Source organism: Methylobacterium sp. Leaf88, from assembly GCF_001422795.1.
Classification (GTDB): Bacteria; Pseudomonadota; Alphaproteobacteria; order Rhizobiales; family Beijerinckiaceae; genus Methylobacterium.
Genome location: NZ_LMMK01000006.1, coordinates 54,404 through 69,268, shown reverse-complemented (window position 1 = coordinate 69,268; position 14,865 = coordinate 54,404). Strand labels below are relative to the sequence as shown.

Sequence of the window (14,865 nt, the reverse complement as noted above, 5' to 3'; positions counted from 1 at the left end):
CCCCGCAACCAAACTCAACAAAAAGCCCGCCCCGGTGAAATCCAGGGCGGGCTTTCGACGTTCCGAAGCCGGCCGCGCCCTTTCCACATCGGTGCGGCAGGACGACGCCCAAGACTGATCTCCCGAACCGTTGCGGCGGCGGCGAGGCTCAGGATCCGCCCGATCAAGGGCGCGGAGACGCCCCGTACGGCGTCGTAGCCGTCACAGAGCGGGGTGGGCCGATCGGCCAGCGTGCTGCCTCGCCCCTCTCCCGCCTCGATCAGGCCAGGCGCAGGTCGCGGCCGTTCAGACCCTGGGACGCCAAGGGGCTGGAATGGGAGGCCGCCTCCCCGCCTCCGCCGCACAACTTCTCCGAGGCTCCGCCGGTGCCGAAGGTCCCGTAGGACTGCCCGATCCAGGCCCCCGAGACCGGGAGCCACCACACGTGAGCGCGAACCCCGCCGCCGAACCCGTCGGCGTGACGCGCGCCGAGCCCTTCGCCACCTTTGGTCAGCAGCGCTGCGCCGCGACGCTGGGCATGGGGGCCTGGCTGCTCACGGAACGGCTGCTCTTCGCCGGGCTGTTCCGCACGGCGCTGATCCTGCGCCTGCTCCATCCGGAGGCGGTGCGGGCGGCGGCCGGGCATCTCAGGTTCTGGATCGTCGCCTTCGCGGTCCTCCACCGGGTCAACCGGTAGGAGGCGGCGCTGCGCAAGCCCTTCCGGACCCTCGGCCCGCCCTCCTCCGGCACAGCCTTCTCACGCCGGTGCGCACCGTCCTGGCGCTCCTGGCGCTGCTTGCCGTGAACGTTGCGCTCGGGGCGACGCGCCCCTTCGAACAGGTCTGGCTCGTCGAGCTTGGGGTGGTCGGCGCATGGCGGCGATCATCATCCGGGTGTCGATGGCGGTCCGCCACGAGCCGCCCCTGGTGCGCCTGTTCGCCGAGGTCGGGTTCTTCTGGGTCGCGATCTTGTTCGGGATGACACTGACCGATTCCCTCGCGCGCTGACCCCCCGACGCACGAAAACGGCGGGGCTCGCGCCCCGCCGTCATCGGCTCGGGTGGTTCTCGGCCTCGGACCGGCGCGCCGTCCCTCGGGCGTGGCCTCAGTAGGCCGGGCCGCCCGAGGTGGTGCCGTAATTGGCCGTCGGCTTGTTGTTCTGCTCGGCATTGCCGGCCTTGGCCGAGTCGTCGGCACGGCGGCGGAGCGAGCCGGTGGTCACGTCATCGAAGGCGCCGACGACGCGGCTGCCGGGCGCGGCGGCGGCGGGGATACCGGCCGGGGCGTTGTAGCTCTGCGCGAGGGCGGAGGTAACGGGGGCGCCGAGGGTCAGGACCAGGGCGACGGCGGCGGAAGCAAGACGGGTGTTCATAGTCGTCGTATCCAGCAGTACAGGTCCGGTCTCCGTCAAACATGCGAGGATCATGTCCAAGATGTCCGGGGGCCGTTCTTGTTGGTATGAGCGTGATGTAGGACCCGCCCCTCTGGAACGGCGTGCGCTGCAACACCCAGTGCATGCGTTTGGCGCATTTCTCTCGGATGATATGGTCTCGCCTATGTGTGTGTTGCATCACACGTCGGAGTGGGCGTCGATGTAATGACGCAAGGCGCTGGCCGCATTGAGCATGTGGGCGCGCATCCGCCGGGCGGCCGCCTCGCCGTCGCCCTCGGCGATCGCCGCCAGGATGGCCCCGTGCTCCGCGCGGGAGCCCTGGATGCGGTCCCCGTAGCGCAGCTGCGTCCGGCGGAAGCCCGAGAGGCGGGTGCGCAGGGCCAGCGCCTGCTCCTTGAGGAAGCCGTTATGCGTGGCGCCGTAGAGGGCTTCGTGGAAGCTGCGGTTCAAGCCATCGTAGGCGTCGACGTCGCCGGCCGCGACCATGTCGCCGGAGCGCGCATGCAGGTCCATCAGGTGGGACCGCTCCAGGGGCGTCATCCGGTAGGTGGCGAGCCGCACGCACATCGCCTCGAACTCGGCGGTGGTCTCGAACATGTCCATGATCCGCTCGGGCGTCATGCGCGTGACCACGACCCCCCGGCGCGGGCGCAGCTCCACCAGCCCGTTGAAGGCGAGTTGGCGGAGCGCCTCGCGGACGGGCGTACGCGAGGCGCCGAAGCGGTCGGCGAGATCCTGCTCGTCGAGGGCGGTGCCGGCGGCGAGGTGCCCGGCCGCGATCTCGTCGGTGAGCGCGTTGCGGATCTGGTCCGACAGGAGTCCGCGCTCCGCCACCGGCTCGTCCATCGTGCCCGCGTCCATCATCCGCTCTCCCCCGGTTCGCTCCCTGCCCGGGACGCGCGAGACCCCATCCATCATCCCACGATGGCCCGAACCGTGAGGTAGAACAGCAACGGACCGACGAGGCAGCCGATTCCGGTGTGGAAGGTCGCCGTCAGCGCGCCGTAGGGCACGCGCTTCGGGTCGGTGGCGGCCAGGCTCCCGGCGACGCCGCTCACCGTGCCCATCAGGCCGCCGAAGGCCATGGCCGAGCGCGGATTGTCGAGACCGATGAGCTGGGCGACGGGGGGGGGCGACCATGACCATCACGGCCTTGGTGACGCCGGTGGCGATGGAGAGCGCCATCACGGCCGAGTCCGCGCCGAGCGCCGCCCCCGTCACCGGCCCGACGATGTGGGGCACGGCCCCCGCGCCGATCGTCGTGATGCCGACGGCGTCGGTGTAGCCGAAGGCCACCGCCGTCAGGGCGCCGAGGATGAAGGGGATCACGGGGCCGAGGCCTAAGGCCAGGACGCCGAGGAGCCCGGCGCGGCGGGCCTCCGGCACGTCGACCTCGAAGGCGGTGGCCACGATGGCGAAGTCGCGCAGCATCGCCCCGCCCATCAGGCCGATGCCGTCGAAGGCCGGCCGGTCGGCGACGCCCTTCCTGCCACCGGTATAGAGGCCCGCACATAGGCGAGCACCAGCCCGAGGACGATGGCGATGGCCGAGCCGTGGACCCGGCCGGCGGTGAGCCAACGGCTGGCGAGGTTCGAGGCCGGCATCAGGGCGCCGACCGTCGCGAAGGCGGCCACCAGGCCCTGCTCGACGAAGACGTGCTCGATCATGGCCAGCATGGGGTCATGGGACCGTGGCGGCGATGAGCACGATGGGCCCCGCCGCGCACGGCCGCCATCGCGTTCTGCTGCGCGGCCATCGCCACCACGATCGGGATGTACAGGGTCGACCAGAACTCGACCCCCAAGCGTGATGCCGCCGCCGAGCTTGCCCCGGGCGAGGAGCCAGGACCGGGCGGCGATGAGCAGAATCATGGCGAGGCCGACCCCGCCGACATTGGCCTTGACCCCGAGGGCGATGCCCAGCCGGTCGCCGAGGAACACGCCGATCGGGGTGCCGAGCGCCAGGAGCGCGACGCCGAGGATGGTCATCGGGCGTGGCTCCGCGTCGTCGTGACGGGGGACGGCGATCGGAATGCACGGGGCATGGAGCGTTCCTCCTGCGTATTCGGCGATTCGTTTTTGATTGCTCTCAGTATACCGTTGATTGACAGTTTCGCAATTTGGAATACTGATCGAGGGAATGAATCGGGTTCGGCATGTCGTAGGGTGTCGATCGCGGAATGCCGTATACGCAGGCTGGGACGAGGGGGCGGACAGGATGACGGATTGGCGTCAGGAACGCACCGCCCGCGAGGCGCGTCTCGAAAGGGCGCGGCCGCATGCGGACGGCAAGGTCGTGCCGGCGGCCCGGGTCGTCGACCTCCTCGAGGCGATCCTCCGGCCGGGCGACCGGGTCTGCCTGGAGGGCGACAACCAGAAGCAGGCCGATTGCCTCGCCCGCGGCCTGTCCGCCTGCGATCCGGCCCGGGTCCACGACCTGCACATGGTGCAGTCGGGCATCGTCCTGCCCGAGCATCTCGACATCTTCGAGCAGGGCATCGCCAAGCGGCTCGATTATTCCTATTCCGGTCCCCAGGGCGCCCGCATCGCCAAGATGCTGTATGGCGGCCAGATCGAGCTCGGGGCGGTGCACACCTACCTCGAACTCTTCGCGCGCTACTTCATCGACCTGACACCGAACGTGGCCCTGATCGCGGGCGTCTCGGCCGACCGGGACGGCAACCTCTATACGGGCCCCAACACCGAGGACACGCCCACCGTGGTGGAGGCGACCGCCTTCAAGAACGGCGTGGTGGTGGCCCAGGTGAACGCGATCGTCGACCGGGTGCCCCGCGTCGACATCCCCGGCGACCGGGTGGACTTCGTGGTGGAGGCCGACAGGCCGTTCTACGTCGAGCCGCTCTTCACCCGCGACCCCGGCGCCGTGACCGAGACGCAGATCCTGATGGCCATGATGGCGATCAAGGGGATCTACGCGGAATACGGCATCCGCCGCCTCAACCACGGCATCGGCTTCGGCACCGCGGCGATCGAGCTGCTGCTGCCCACCTATGCCGAGCGCCTCGGCCTGAAGGGCCGGATCGCCACCCACTGGGCGCTCAACCCGCATCCGAGCCTGATCCCGGCCATCGAATCCGGCTGGGTCAGCCAAATCCACTGCTTCGGCTCCGAAGTGGGCATGGACAAGTACATCCGCGCCCGGCCGGACGTGTTCTTCACCGGCTCCGACGGCTCACTCCGGTCCAATCGCGCCTTCTGCCAGACGGCCGGCCTCTATGCCTGCGACCTCTTCATCGGCTCGACCCTGCAGATCGACTTGGCCGGCCATTCCTCCACCGTGACCACCAACCGGGTGGCGGGCTTCGGCGGCGCCCCGAACATGGGCTCGGATCCGCACGGCCGGCGCCACCCCTCGGACACCTGGATGAAGGCGGGCCGCGAGGCCGGCGGCACGGGCGACCCGGCGCTCCGGCGCGGGCGCAAGCTCGTGGTGCAGCTCGTCGAGACCTTCGGCGACAAGCTGGTCCCGGCCTTCGTGGAGCGGCTCGACGCCCTGGAACTCGCGCGCAAGCTCAAGCTCGAGCTCGCCCCCGTGATGGTCTACGCCGACGACGTCACCCACATCGTCACCGAGGAGGGCATCGCCAACCTGCTGCTGTGCCGGACCCCGGACGAGCGGGAGCAGGCGATCCGCGGGGTGGCCGGCTACACCGAGGTGGGCCGGGGCCGCGACCACGCGGAGGTGGAGCGCCTGCGCGCCAGGGGGATCATCCGGCGCCCCGAGGATCTCGGCATCGAGCCCCTGGACGCCGACCGCTCGCTGCTCGCCGCGCGCTCGATCAAAGACCTCGTACACTGGTCGGGCGGCCTCTACGAGCCGCCGGCCAAGTTCCGGAACTGGTGAGGATTTTCGCGTCATGGAGAAGCTGTGCTTCCGCCACGCCACCCGGACGGCGCTCCCCGGCACGCGGGCCAGCGCGATCACCGGGGTCGTCGCCTCCGGCAACCTCGAGGTGCTGCTGGAGCGCAACCTCGCCCCCGACGCGTGCCACGTCGAGATCGATACCGCCATCGCCGGGTACGGGGAGGTCTGGGCCGCCGTGGTCGCGGATTTCGTGGCCCGCCGGCAGCCCGGCGGGCTCACCATCACCATCAACGACGGGGGCGCCCGCCCCGACACCGTGTCCCTGCGCCTCGCCCAGGGCGCCCGCCTGATGGAGATGCCGTGATGGACTGGAAGCCCGTCTCCCTCTCTTCCTCGCCCCTCGACCAGAGCTGGTACGAGGCCAGCGCCCGCGCCCGCCTCGCCGGCCTCCTCGACACGGACACGTTCCAGGAGTTCGTCGGCCCCGAGCAGCGGAGGATGAGCCCGCACCTGCCGCTGTTCGACCTGCCGCGCGCCTTCGACGACGGCATGATCGTCGGGCGCGGCCGCCTCGACGGACAGGACGTGCTGGTCGCCGCCCAGGAGGGCCGCTTCATGGGCGGCGCCTTCGGTGAGATCCACGGGGCCAAGCTCGTCGGTCTGCTGCGGGCGGCGCTGGCCGTGAAGCCTGCCGCTCTGCTGATCCTGTTCGACACCGGGGGCGTGCGCCTGCAGGAGGCCAATGCGGGCGAGACCGCCATCGCGGAGATCATGCGGGCGATCACGGTCGCGCGGGCCGCCGGCATCCCGGTCATCGGGCTGATCGGGGGGCGGGCCGGCTGCTACGGCGGCGGCGGCCTCGTCGCCGGCACCTGCGCGCGCCTGATCATTTCCGAAGGGGGACGCCTCAGCGTCTCCGGCCCCGAGGTGATCGAGACCAACAAGGGCGCGGAGGAGTTCGATTCCCGCGACAGGGCGTTGGTGTGGCGCACCATGGGCGGAAAGCACCGGCGTCTCATCGGCGCCGCCGACGCCTTCGTGGACGACACGATCGGGGCGTTTCGGCGGGCCGCCCTGGCGGCGATCCCGGCGGCCCCGGCCTTCGACCTCGCCACGCTCGAGGCCGAGCAGGCCCGGCTGGAGGCCCGCCTCGACTGCTTCGGCGACGCCCGGGACGCCACCGAGATCTGGGGGCGCCTCGGCGTCAACGACCCCGCCGCCGTGCCGGGCCTGACCACCGAGGGCTTCGACGCCCTGCTCGCCCGCCTCCCGGAGGGGCCGCACCATGCCCGATAAGATGCCCCTCGACGCCCTGCTCGCCTCGCTCTTTCCGGCGGGCCACGCCGTCACGGTGGCGGACGGCCTGATATCCGGCGATGGCCCCCTCGGTGGCGGCCGCCTCGCCGTGATCGGCATCGACGGCGACACGGCGCTGGGCATCGAGGGCGCCTGCTTCCTGGCGGGGCGCGTCCTCGACGTGGTGCGGGCGGGCGGCGGCACGCCCATCCTCGTCCTGATCGATTCCGACAGCCAGCGCATGAGCCGGCGCGACGAGCTTCTCGGCCTCAACGAGTACCTCGCCCATCTGGCCAAGGCGCTGCTGCTGGCCGACGCGCAGGGGCACCCGACCCTCGGCCTGCTCTACGGCCACAGCGCGGCCGGGGCCTTCATCGCCACGGCACTCGCAACCCGCGTGCTCGCGGCCCTGCCCGGCGCCCATCCGAGCGTGATGGACCTCCCCTCCGTGGCCCGCGTCACCAAGCTGCCCCTGGAGACGCTGCAGGACATGGCCCGTTCGACCTCGGTCTTCGCGCCGGGGCTCGACAACATGGTCCAGACCGGCGCCGTGCAGGCGGTCCTCGACCCCGATAAGCCCCTCGGCCTGCAGGTCGCCGCGCTGATCGCGGACAGCCCGGCGGCCGATACCCGCGACGCGCTGGGCCATGAACGGGGCGGGCGCCCCCTCGCCCACGACATCGCCGCTCAGGTGGTGCGCGAGGCGCAGGACCGGGTGCTGCGCGAGGCGCCGGGTGCGTGATGTCGCGCGCCACGACCTGCTCACGGTGGCGCCCGCCGCCTGGGGCCCGCTGCTGGCGCAGCGGCCGGACCTCGACGGGATTCCCCATCTCGCCGATTGGGCCGCGTGCGGCTGGCCCGTGATCGTGCGCCGCCGCGGGCCCGGCGAGGATGGCACCCTGGTTCCGGCCGGGCTGCCGCTGCCGCCCTCCCTCGGCAAGCGCCGCATCGGCCTCACGCTTCCGCCCGCGGCTTTGCGCCCGCGCCCCGGCCTGACCCTGGCCGAGGCGCGGGCGGCCGCGCCCGCCGCCTGGCAGCCCGCCCTCGACGCGCTCCTGGCGCACGGGGCCGCCCATGGTCGCGTGCCCCGGGTGTTCGGTGGTCTGCTCTGGCAGGCCCTGACGGGTCTGCCCTACCTTTCCGCCACCTCCGACCTCGACCTGCTCTGGCCCGGTCCCGTCGGCCCGGCCTTCCTCGACGGCCTCGCCGATCTCGCGGCACAGGCGCCGATGCGCCTCGACGGCGAGATCGGCCTCGCCGACGGCTTCGCCGTGAACTGGCGCGAGCTGCAGGCGGCCGGCCCCGGCGACACCGTCCTGGCCAAGGGCCTGGAGCGGCTGGAGCTCCGGCCCGTTTCGGCCCTTCGCGCCGCCCTGACGCCGGCGGCCTGAGCCATGCCGATGCATGCCCTCTCGCCGATGCCCGCGGCTCCGTCGGAGACCCGGGTCCCCGCTGCGACTGTCGGCGGCCCGGACGCAATCGCCCGCCTCGCCACGCACTGCCTGCGCCTGGAGCTCGCCACCTATCCCAAGCCAGGCCTCGTCAGCCACGTGGACAGCGGCAGCCATGCCGACATGGATGCGGGCACCTTCCGGGCGAGTGCCTCCGCCCTGGAGCCCTATTTCGCGGATCTGGCCGAGGCCGGCGCGGCCGGGGCCGGGATGGCGCATCTGCGCCGGATCGGCCTCGCGGCGGAGGCGGCCATGCGGGCGGCCACGGGGGGCGTGAACACCCACCGGGGCGCCATCTTCGGCCTGGGCCTCCTCGGCGCGGCGGCCGGCGCCCTGGGGCGGCGTCCGGCGGCCGGGAGCCTCGGCGCCCATGTCCGCGCACGCTACGCCGGTGCCATTCTGGACGGCCCCGAACTGCTGCACGCGCCGGGTGCGCGGGCGCGGCGGCGGCACGGGGTCGGGGGCGCGCCGGCCGAGGCCGCGGCCGGCTTCCCGACCCTCTACGGCACCGGCCTGCCGGCCCTGCGCCGGGCCCGTGCCCGCCGTCCCGAGTCGCCCGAGGCGGCGCGGGTGGAGGCCTGCCTCGCCCTGGTCGCGGCCCTCGAGGACACCAACCTCCTGCATCGTGGCGGCCCGGAGGGGTTCGGTTTCGCCCGGGCGGAAGCCGCCCGCTTCCTCGCCGAGGGCGGCATTGCCCGGGACGACTGGGTCTCACACGCGGAAGACCTGCACCGCGCCTTCGTCGCCCGCCGCCTCAGCCCCGGCGGAGCGGCCGACCTGCTGGCCATGACGCTGTTCGTCGACGCCTGGGAGCGACCATGAGCGTCGATCGCCCATGACCCTCGCGGTCCTCCTCTCCGGCCAGGGCGGCCAGCATCCCGAGATGTTCGACCTCACGGCCGCCCTGCCCGAGGCGCAGGGCGTCTTCGCGGCCGCGGCCCCCCTGCTCGGTCAGGATCCGCGCGACCTCGTGCGCTCAGGGAAGGACCTGCACGCCAACCGGATCGGGCAGATCCTGTGCTGCGTGGCTGGCCTCGCCGCCTGGACCCTGGTGCGGAGGGCTCAGGCCGCCCGCGTCGTGGTGGTGGGCTACAGCATCGGCGATCTCGCGGCCTTCGGCTGCGCCGGCCTGTTCGCGCCCGAGACGGTGCTGCACCTCGCCGCCGCCCGCGCCGAGGCGATGGATGCGGCGGCCGGTCCCGGCTACGGCCTCGCCGGCCTGCGCGGCCTGCCTGCCGCGCGGGCCTTCGCCCTGGCCGAGGCGCAGGGGTGCCATCCGGCGATCCGCAACGCCGCCGACAGCGTGGTGGTGGGCGGCCCCGTCGCGGCGCTGGACGCCCTCTGCGCCCAGGCCCTTGCGGCGGGCGCGGCCCGGGCCGTTCGCCTGCCCGTCCACATTCCCTCGCACACGCCGCTCCTGGCCGAGGCCTCGGCGCGCTTCGCCGAGCGGCTGGCGCAGGCTCCCCTGGCGACCCCGCCGCGTCCGGCCCCGCGCCTCCTCAGCGGCCTCGACGGAGCGGCGGTGTTCCGGCCGGAGGCGGGCCTGCCCAAGCTTGCCGCGCAGGTGGCGCAGACCCTGGACTGGGCCGCCTGCCTGGAGGGCGTCGGTGAGTTCGGCGCGACCCGGGTGCTCGAACTCGGCCCCGGCCACGCCCTCGCCACCATGGCCCGCGCGGCCCTGCCCGAGGCGCGGGTTCATGCGCTGGAGGACTTTCGCCAGCCCGCCGGCGTGGTGCAATGGATACGCGACGGGGCCTGAGCGCCCCTGATGGAGTGGAATGCCACGATGCAGTACCGCAATCTCGGCCGCTCGGGTCTCAAGGTCTCGCCGCTCTGCCTCGGCACTATGATGTTCGGCGGCCCCACCGACGAGGCCACCGCCGGCCGCATCATCGACAGCGCCCGGGGCGCCGGCATCAACTTCCTCGACACCGCCGACGTCTACAACGAGGGCCGCTCCGAGGAGGTGGTGGGCCGGGCGCTTCGCCGGGACCGCGAGGCCTGGGTGCTCGCCACCAAGGTCGCCAACCCGATGGGACCGGGCCCCAACGACCGGGGCCTGTCGCGCGCCCACGTGCTGCGCGCCGCCGAGGCCAGCCTGAAGCGGCTCGGCACCGACGTGATCGACATCTACTACCTCCACAAGGAGGACCACACGACGCCGCTCTCCGAGACCATCGGCGCCATCGCGCTCCTCGTGCGCCAGGGCAAGATCCGTTACTTCGGCGTCTCCAACTACCGGGCCTGGCGGGTCGCCGAGATCTGCCGCCTGTGCGACGACCTCGGTATCGACCGGCCCGTGGTCAGCCAGCCTTACTACAACGCCCTGAACCGGATGCCCGAGACCGAGCACCTGCCGGCCTGCGCCCATTACGGCCTCGGCGTGGTGCCGTACTCGCCGCTGGCCCGCGGCGTGCTCACCGCCAAATACGATCCCGATGCCCCGCCCCCCGAGGGCACCCGCGCGGGGCGCCAGGACACCCGCATGATGCAGACGGAGTGGCGCCCGGAATCCCTGGTGATCGCCCGGATTTTTCAGGACCATGCGGCCGCGCGGGGCCTGACGGCGGGGCAGTTCGCGGTGAACTGGGTGCTGGCCAACCGCACCGTCACCTCGGTCATCGCCGGGCCGCGCACGGAGGCGCAGTGGGACGCGTATCTGGGCGCGCTGGGCTACACCTTCACGGACGAGGACGAGGCCCTCGTCGACGCCCACGTCGTCACCGGCCACTCCTCGACGCCGGGCTACAACGACCCGGCCTACCCGATCGAGGGCCGCGTGCGGGGCTGAGGGCGTTCCGCAGGGATCCCCCCGAGGCCGCTCGCGTGTCCCTCCCCCGCAAGGGATCGGGACACGCGTCGTCGCCGAAAGGGCGTCGTTCGCTCAGCCCTGCGTCTCGGCCAGATGCAGCGCCACCAGGGCATCGAAGCTGGCATCGCCCTCGAAGCCCAGGTCCAGGGCGCGGCGCGTGTCGAAGGCCTCCGGCCAGGTCTCCACGATGGCCTGGATGGCCGGATTCGGTTCGCGCCGGATCAGCGCCACCGCTCTGTCCCCGCCCACGCGGCGCAGGGCCTCGATCTCGTCGGCCACCGTCGCCGAGATTCCCGGCATGGTCAGGCTGCGGCGCAGGCCGAGGGGCGCGAGGTCGATGCGGGCGGCATGCAGGAGGTATTGCGTGGCCGAAAGCGGGCTGGCGAACCAGTGGCGCACGGTATCGGGCACCGGCAGGATCGCCTCCTGGCCGGCCAGCGGCTCGCGGATGATCCCGGAGAAGAACCCGGACGCCGCCTTGTTCGGCTTGCCCGGCCGCACGCAGATGGTGGGCAGGCGCAGGCCGATGCCGTCGAGGAAGCCGCGCCGGCTGTAGTCGGCGAGCAGCAGTTCGCCCATCGCCTTCTGCGTGCCGTAGGAGGTGGCCGGCGTCAGGATCATGTCGTCCGGGATCACGCCCGGGAGCGGCGGCCCGAACACGGCCAGCGACGAGGTGAAGACCACGCGGGGACGATAGCCCTCGGCGACATGGGCCTGCCGGATGGCCTCGAGGAGCAGCCGGGTGGCGTCGAGATTGACCCGGTAGCCCTTCTCCAGATCGGCCTCCGCCTCGCCCGAGACGATCGCCGCGAGGTGGAAGATCACGTCCGGTCGGCCCGCGATGGCGGCCTCCGCCGCGCCGGGCACGGAGAGGTCGGCGGCAGCCGTGACGACGGAGCCGGTGAAGCCCGCCGGGGCGGTCGGCTCCACCACGTCGACCAGGGTGAGGGCGCGGGCATCGCCCTGCGTGGCGAGGGCGTCGATCAGGCGCCGGCCGATCATGCCGGCGGCGCCGAGGATCAGTGCGTGCATGGGTCGTCCTTTCAGGCTCAGCGCATCAGGTCGAGGGCGCGGGAGAAGAAGTCGCGGCCGCCGAAATTGCCGGATTTGAGGGCGAGCAGCATGGGCTCACCCTGCCCCATCGTGCGCAGCACCGGCACCCCGGCGGCGATCTCGGGCCCGAGGCGGAAGGCCTTCAGCCCGAGCCGGTCCACGACCGCCCCCGACGTCTCGCCGCCCGCCACCACGAGGCGGCGCACGCCGTGCGCCACCAGGCCTTCCGCGATGCGGGCCAGCGCATCCTCGAGGGCGTGGCCGACCCGGTCGCCGCCGTGGCGCGCCTGGAGGGCCCGCACGGTCTCGGGCTCGGCGCTGCTGGCGATGAGGACGGGGCCGGCGCCGACGTGCTCGCCGGCCCAGGCCAGGACGGCCGCGATCTCGGCCTCGGTCTCGGCCTCGCCGACGAGCATCCGCTCGGGGTCGAGGCGGCGCACCGGCATCAGGGCCTCGGCCGCCGTGATCTGGCCGAGGGTCGCCTGTGAGCAACTGCCGGCGAGGCAGGCGGAGAGCCCCCCCACGGGCGCGCCGAGATCCGCCGCGCTGTCCGGCGCGGCGGCACGCCCGGTCGCGACCAGGGCCCGGGCGAGGCCGAGGCCGAGGCCCGAGGCGCCCACCGACACCCGGTGGCCGAGCGCCGCCGTGCCCAGGGTCTCGAGGTCGGCCTCCACCACCGCATCCGCGATGGCCGCGCCGATCCCCTCGGCGGCGAGCGCGTCGAGGCACGCGGCGACGGCGTCCGGCCCCTTCGCCACGGTGGCGAAATCCACCAGACCCACGGGCGACGCGCTCTGGCGGCCCAGCACCCGCACGAGGTTGGCGTCCCGCATCGGGTTGAGGGGATGGTCCTTGAGCGGGCTCTCGTTCAGCGGCATCGCGCCGACGAACAGGTTGCCCTGGTAGACGGTGCGCCCCGTTTCCGGGAAGGCGGGGGTGACGAGGGCGATGGCCTCGCCCGCCTCGCCCCGCAGGGCGTCCAGGACGGGTCCGATATTGCCCGCGTCGGTGGAATCGAAGGTCGAGCAGATCTTGAACAGGACGTGGGCGGCGCCCCGTCCGCGCAGCCAGGCCTCGGCCGCGCGGGTGCGCACCACGGCTTCCGCGGCCGGGATGGAGCGGCTCTTCAGGGCCACCACCACGGCCTCGACACCGGCCAGATCGAGGTCGTCGGCGGGGATGCCGATGGTCTGCACCGTGCGCAGGCCCCCCTTGCTGAGCGTGTTGGCGAGGTCCGAGGCGCCGGTATAGTCGTCGGCCACCGATCCGAGGGCGAGGCTCATCGGGTGCCCTCCCGGACCTGCGAGGCGCGGTAGGGCTCGAACCAGCCCAGGCCCTCCCCGGTGCCGCCGGCCGGGTTGTACTCGCAGCCGACGAAGCCCGCGTAGCCGAGGTAGTCCAGTTCGGCGAAGAGGAAGGCGTCGTTCATCTCGCCGGTGCCGGGCTCGTTCCGGGCGGGGACGCTGGCGGTCTGGACGTGCCCGACCATCGGCATCAGGTCGCGCAGGCGGGTGGTCACGTCCCCGTGCAGGATCTGGCAGTGGTAGAGGTCGAACTGCAGCTTCAGGTTCGGCAGGGCCAGGTCGCGGATGAGGTCGGCGGCCATGTCGAAGTCGTTGAGGAAGTAGCCCGGCATGTTGCGGGCGTTGATCGGCTCCAGCACGAGGTCGAGGCCTTCGCGGCCGACGCGCTCGGCGGTCCAGGCCACGGCCCGGCGATAGGCGTCCTGCGCCGCCGGATCGCGCGCATCCGCCATGCCGGCCATGAGGTGGAGCCGGGCGACGCCCGTGGCCTTGGCGTAGGTCAGGCCGGTCTCGACGCCCGCCTGCAGCTCGGCGAACCGGTCCGGCAGGGCGGCGAGGCCGCGCTCGCCCGCCGCCCAGTCGCCCGGCGGCAGGTTGAACAGGGCCTGGGTCAGCCCGAACCGCGCCAGGCGCTCGGCGATGGCCTCGGGCGGATGATCGTAGGGGAAGAGGAACTCCACGGCGGTGAAGCCCGCCTCCGCGGCGGCGGCGAAGCGGTCGAGGAACGGCCGCTCCGTGAACATCAGCGTGAGATTGGCGGCAAAACGCGGCATCGGCTCTTCTCCCTTCAGGCCTTGGGCGACGGCAGGGTGACGCCGGCCACCTGGGCGTAGAGGCGGGCCACCGAGGCGTCGTCGTCCCGGCCCATGCCGGAGCCGGACGCCATCAGGAACATCTGTAGCGCGGCGGCGGCCACCGGCACGGGGTATGTCTCCGCCCGCGCCATGTCCTGCACGATGCCCAGATCCTTGACGAAGATGTCGACCGCGCTTCTCGGGCTGTAATCGCCGTCGAGGACGTGCGGCATGCGGTTCTCGAACATCCAGGAATTGCCGGCCGACGCCGTGATGACCTCGTAGACCTTGCGGAGATCCAAGCCCTGCTTGGCGGCAAAGCTCATGGCCTCGCTGGCGGCGGCGATGTGCACGCCGGCAAGCAACTGGTTGATCATCTTGAAGGCGGCACCCTGCCCGGCCGCGTCGCCGAGCTCGTAGAGCTTGCCGGCCATGGCGTGAAGGGCTGGGCGGGCCGCGTCGAAGGCCGCCTGCGTGCCGGAGGCCAGGAAGGTGAGTTCGCCCTCGGCCGCGCGGACGGCGCCGCCGCTCATCGGCGCGTCGAGGTAGTGGCGGCCGGTCTCCTCCAGGCGGGCCGCGAGGCGCCGGGCGACGGCCGGGTCCATGGTGGCCGAGGAGACGAACACCGCGCCCGCCCGCATGTTCTCTGCAGCGCCGCCGGGCCCGAACAGCACGGCCTCGGTCTGGGCGGCGTTGACCACGACGCAGACCACGACATCGGCGCCCTCCGCCGCCGCCGCGGGGTTCGCCGCCGCCTGCCCGCCGGTCGCGGCGAAGCGCGCGACGGCGTCCGCGTCCACGTCGCAGGCCGCGACGGCGAAGCCGGCCCGGAGGAGCGAACCGGCCATGCCGGCGCCCATGGAGCCGAGGCCGATCACGGCGGCCCGCTGGGTCTGGGTGTTGATGCTCATGGGGACCTGTTCATGGGAGGGAGGGATCGGAGCGGGCAAATCGAAACG

The 14,865-nt window shown here is 72.8% G+C and carries 16 protein-coding genes and 2 pseudogenes; 10 read left to right on the top strand and 8 right to left on the bottom strand.

Translation table 11 applies throughout. The annotated features are described in order from the left end of the window. The first annotated feature begins 424 nt into the window (after nucleotides 1-424). Nucleotides 425-676, top strand: a complete 252-nt coding sequence (locus ASF20_RS24385; protein ID WP_162242606.1) for a hypothetical protein — start codon at nucleotides 425-427, stop codon at nucleotides 674-676. Nucleotides 677-851: 175 nt separating this feature from the next. Continuing rightward, complete coding sequence (locus ASF20_RS25235; RefSeq protein ID WP_280136467.1) at nucleotides 852-986, top strand: hypothetical protein; 135 nt, start codon at nucleotides 852-854, stop codon at nucleotides 984-986. 97 nt (nucleotides 987-1,083) lie between these two features. Here ASF20_RS25235 and ASF20_RS04255 read toward each other — a convergent pair whose 3' ends face one another. From ASF20_RS04255 to ASF20_RS04240, 4 genes and pseudogenes are all read right to left on the bottom strand, one after another. After that, nucleotides 1,084-1,350 carry a hypothetical protein gene (locus tag ASF20_RS04255; protein ID WP_056216654.1) on the bottom strand — a complete coding sequence of 89 codons (267 nt, stop codon included), beginning with the start codon at nucleotides 1,348-1,350 and terminating at the stop codon, nucleotides 1,084-1,086. 198 nt (nucleotides 1,351-1,548) lie between these two features. Beyond that, complete coding sequence (locus ASF20_RS04250; RefSeq protein WP_056216652.1) at nucleotides 1,549-2,235, bottom strand: GntR family transcriptional regulator; 687 nt, start codon at nucleotides 2,233-2,235, stop codon at nucleotides 1,549-1,551. 50 nt (nucleotides 2,236-2,285) lie between these two features. Continuing rightward, nucleotides 2,286-3,047 (bottom strand): annotated as a pseudogene (gene madM, locus ASF20_RS04245) (malonate transporter subunit MadM). A gap of 38 nt (nucleotides 3,048-3,085) precedes the next feature. Beyond that, nucleotides 3,086-3,359: pseudogene (locus ASF20_RS04240) on the bottom strand (malonate transporter subunit MadL); the annotation flags it as partial. Nucleotides 3,360-3,588: 229 nt separating this feature from the next. Between ASF20_RS04240 and mdcA the strand changes: the two are divergent. Genes mdcA through ASF20_RS04200 form a run of 8 tightly spaced genes read left to right on the top strand, consistent with a single transcriptional unit; the run spans nucleotide 3,589 to nucleotide 10,734 of the window. Continuing rightward, the gene (mdcA, locus tag ASF20_RS04235; RefSeq protein WP_056216650.1) at nucleotides 3,589-5,235 is read left to right on the top strand and encodes a malonate decarboxylase subunit alpha; all 1,647 of its coding nucleotides are present in this window, start codon (nucleotides 3,589-3,591) and stop codon (nucleotides 5,233-5,235) included. Between the two features lie 13 nt (nucleotides 5,236-5,248). Then, nucleotides 5,249-5,560 (top strand): malonate decarboxylase acyl carrier protein, encoded by a 312-nt coding sequence (mdcC, locus tag ASF20_RS04230; RefSeq protein WP_056271171.1) that lies wholly within the window; start codon nucleotides 5,249-5,251, stop codon nucleotides 5,558-5,560. Next, complete coding sequence (locus tag ASF20_RS04225; protein ID WP_056271168.1) at nucleotides 5,560-6,492, top strand: biotin-independent malonate decarboxylase subunit beta; 933 nt, start codon at nucleotides 5,560-5,562, stop codon at nucleotides 6,490-6,492. The genes mdcC and ASF20_RS04225 overlap by 1 nt, the downstream gene beginning before the upstream one ends. Before the next feature lies 1 nt (nucleotide 6,493). Next, on the top strand, nucleotides 6,494-7,234 hold the full coding sequence (gene mdcE / locus ASF20_RS04220) for a biotin-independent malonate decarboxylase subunit gamma (RefSeq protein WP_056271165.1): 741 nt from the start codon (nucleotides 6,494-6,496) through the stop codon (nucleotides 7,232-7,234). Then, nucleotides 7,227-7,883: a malonate decarboxylase holo-[acyl-carrier-protein] synthase gene (gene mdcG / locus ASF20_RS04215; RefSeq protein WP_056271162.1), complete on the top strand. Its 657-nt coding sequence runs from the start codon at nucleotides 7,227-7,229 to the stop codon at nucleotides 7,881-7,883. Before mdcE ends, mdcG begins: the two co-directional genes overlap by 8 nt. A 27-nt stretch (nucleotides 7,884-7,910) precedes the next feature. Further along, nucleotides 7,911-8,765 (top strand): triphosphoribosyl-dephospho-CoA synthase MdcB, encoded by an 855-nt coding sequence (gene mdcB / locus ASF20_RS04210; RefSeq protein ID WP_244476324.1) that lies wholly within the window; start codon nucleotides 7,911-7,913, stop codon nucleotides 8,763-8,765. A 13-nt stretch (nucleotides 8,766-8,778) separates the two neighbouring features. After that, nucleotides 8,779-9,702, top strand: coding sequence for an acyltransferase domain-containing protein (locus ASF20_RS04205; RefSeq protein WP_056271159.1), 924 nt, complete (start codon nucleotides 8,779-8,781; stop codon nucleotides 9,700-9,702). A 27-nt stretch (nucleotides 9,703-9,729) separates the two neighbouring features. Beyond that, entirely contained in the window at nucleotides 9,730-10,734 is a 1,005-nt protein-coding gene (locus ASF20_RS04200) for an aldo/keto reductase (RefSeq protein ID WP_056271188.1), read from the top strand. 93 nt (nucleotides 10,735-10,827) lie between these two features. Here the strand turns inward: ASF20_RS04200 and denD are convergent, their stop codons facing one another. The 4 genes from denD to ltnD are packed head-to-tail and all read right to left on the bottom strand — an operon-like array spanning nucleotide 10,828 to nucleotide 14,817. After that, nucleotides 10,828-11,787 carry a D-erythronate dehydrogenase gene (denD, locus tag ASF20_RS04195; protein WP_056271156.1) on the bottom strand — a complete coding sequence of 320 codons (960 nt, stop codon included), beginning with the start codon at nucleotides 11,785-11,787 and terminating at the stop codon, nucleotides 10,828-10,830. Nucleotides 11,788-11,804: 17 nt separating this feature from the next. Beyond that, nucleotides 11,805-13,091, bottom strand: a complete 1,287-nt coding sequence (gene otnK, locus ASF20_RS04190) for a 3-oxo-tetronate kinase (protein ID WP_056271152.1) — start codon at nucleotides 13,089-13,091, stop codon at nucleotides 11,805-11,807. Next, the gene (gene otnI, locus ASF20_RS04185; RefSeq protein ID WP_056271150.1) at nucleotides 13,088-13,885 is read right to left on the bottom strand and encodes a 2-oxo-tetronate isomerase; all 798 of its coding nucleotides are present in this window, start codon (nucleotides 13,883-13,885) and stop codon (nucleotides 13,088-13,090) included. The genes otnK and otnI overlap by 4 nt, the downstream gene beginning before the upstream one ends. A gap of 14 nt (nucleotides 13,886-13,899) precedes the next feature. Beyond that, nucleotides 13,900-14,817: an L-threonate dehydrogenase gene (ltnD, locus tag ASF20_RS04180; protein ID WP_056271147.1), complete on the bottom strand. Its 918-nt coding sequence runs from the start codon at nucleotides 14,815-14,817 to the stop codon at nucleotides 13,900-13,902. Between the last annotated feature and the right edge of the window lie 48 nt (nucleotides 14,818-14,865).

Bases quoted from the DNA above. Each gene is read 5' to 3' on its own strand.
- ASF20_RS25235 (WP_280136467.1), top strand. From the start codon at position 852: ATGGCGGCGATCATCATCCGGGTGTCGATGGCGGTCCGCCACGAGCCG.
- ASF20_RS04255 (WP_056216654.1), bottom strand. From the start codon at position 1,350: ATGAACACCCGTCTTGCTTCCGCCGCCGTCGCCCTGGTCCTGACCCTC.
- ASF20_RS04250 (WP_056216652.1), bottom strand. From the start codon at position 2,235: ATGATGGACGCGGGCACGATGGACGAGCCGGTGGCGGAGCGCGGACTC.
- mdcA (WP_056216650.1), top strand. From the start codon at position 3,589: ATGACGGATTGGCGTCAGGAACGCACCGCCCGCGAGGCGCGTCTCGAA.
- mdcC (WP_056271171.1), top strand. From the start codon at position 5,249: ATGGAGAAGCTGTGCTTCCGCCACGCCACCCGGACGGCGCTCCCCGGC.
- ASF20_RS04225 (WP_056271168.1), top strand. From the start codon at position 5,560: ATGGACTGGAAGCCCGTCTCCCTCTCTTCCTCGCCCCTCGACCAGAGC.
- mdcE (WP_056271165.1), top strand. From the start codon at position 6,494: ATGCCCCTCGACGCCCTGCTCGCCTCGCTCTTTCCGGCGGGCCACGCC.
- mdcB (WP_244476324.1), top strand. From the start codon at position 7,911: ATGCCCGCGGCTCCGTCGGAGACCCGGGTCCCCGCTGCGACTGTCGGC.
- ASF20_RS04205 (WP_056271159.1), top strand. From the start codon at position 8,779: ATGACCCTCGCGGTCCTCCTCTCCGGCCAGGGCGGCCAGCATCCCGAG.
- ASF20_RS04200 (WP_056271188.1), top strand. From the start codon at position 9,730: ATGCAGTACCGCAATCTCGGCCGCTCGGGTCTCAAGGTCTCGCCGCTC.
- denD (WP_056271156.1), bottom strand. From the start codon at position 11,787: ATGCACGCACTGATCCTCGGCGCCGCCGGCATGATCGGCCGGCGCCTG.
- otnK (WP_056271152.1), bottom strand. From the start codon at position 13,091: ATGAGCCTCGCCCTCGGATCGGTGGCCGACGACTATACCGGCGCCTCG.
- otnI (WP_056271150.1), bottom strand. From the start codon at position 13,885: ATGCCGCGTTTTGCCGCCAATCTCACGCTGATGTTCACGGAGCGGCCG.
- ltnD (WP_056271147.1), bottom strand. From the start codon at position 14,817: ATGAGCATCAACACCCAGACCCAGCGGGCCGCCGTGATCGGCCTCGGC.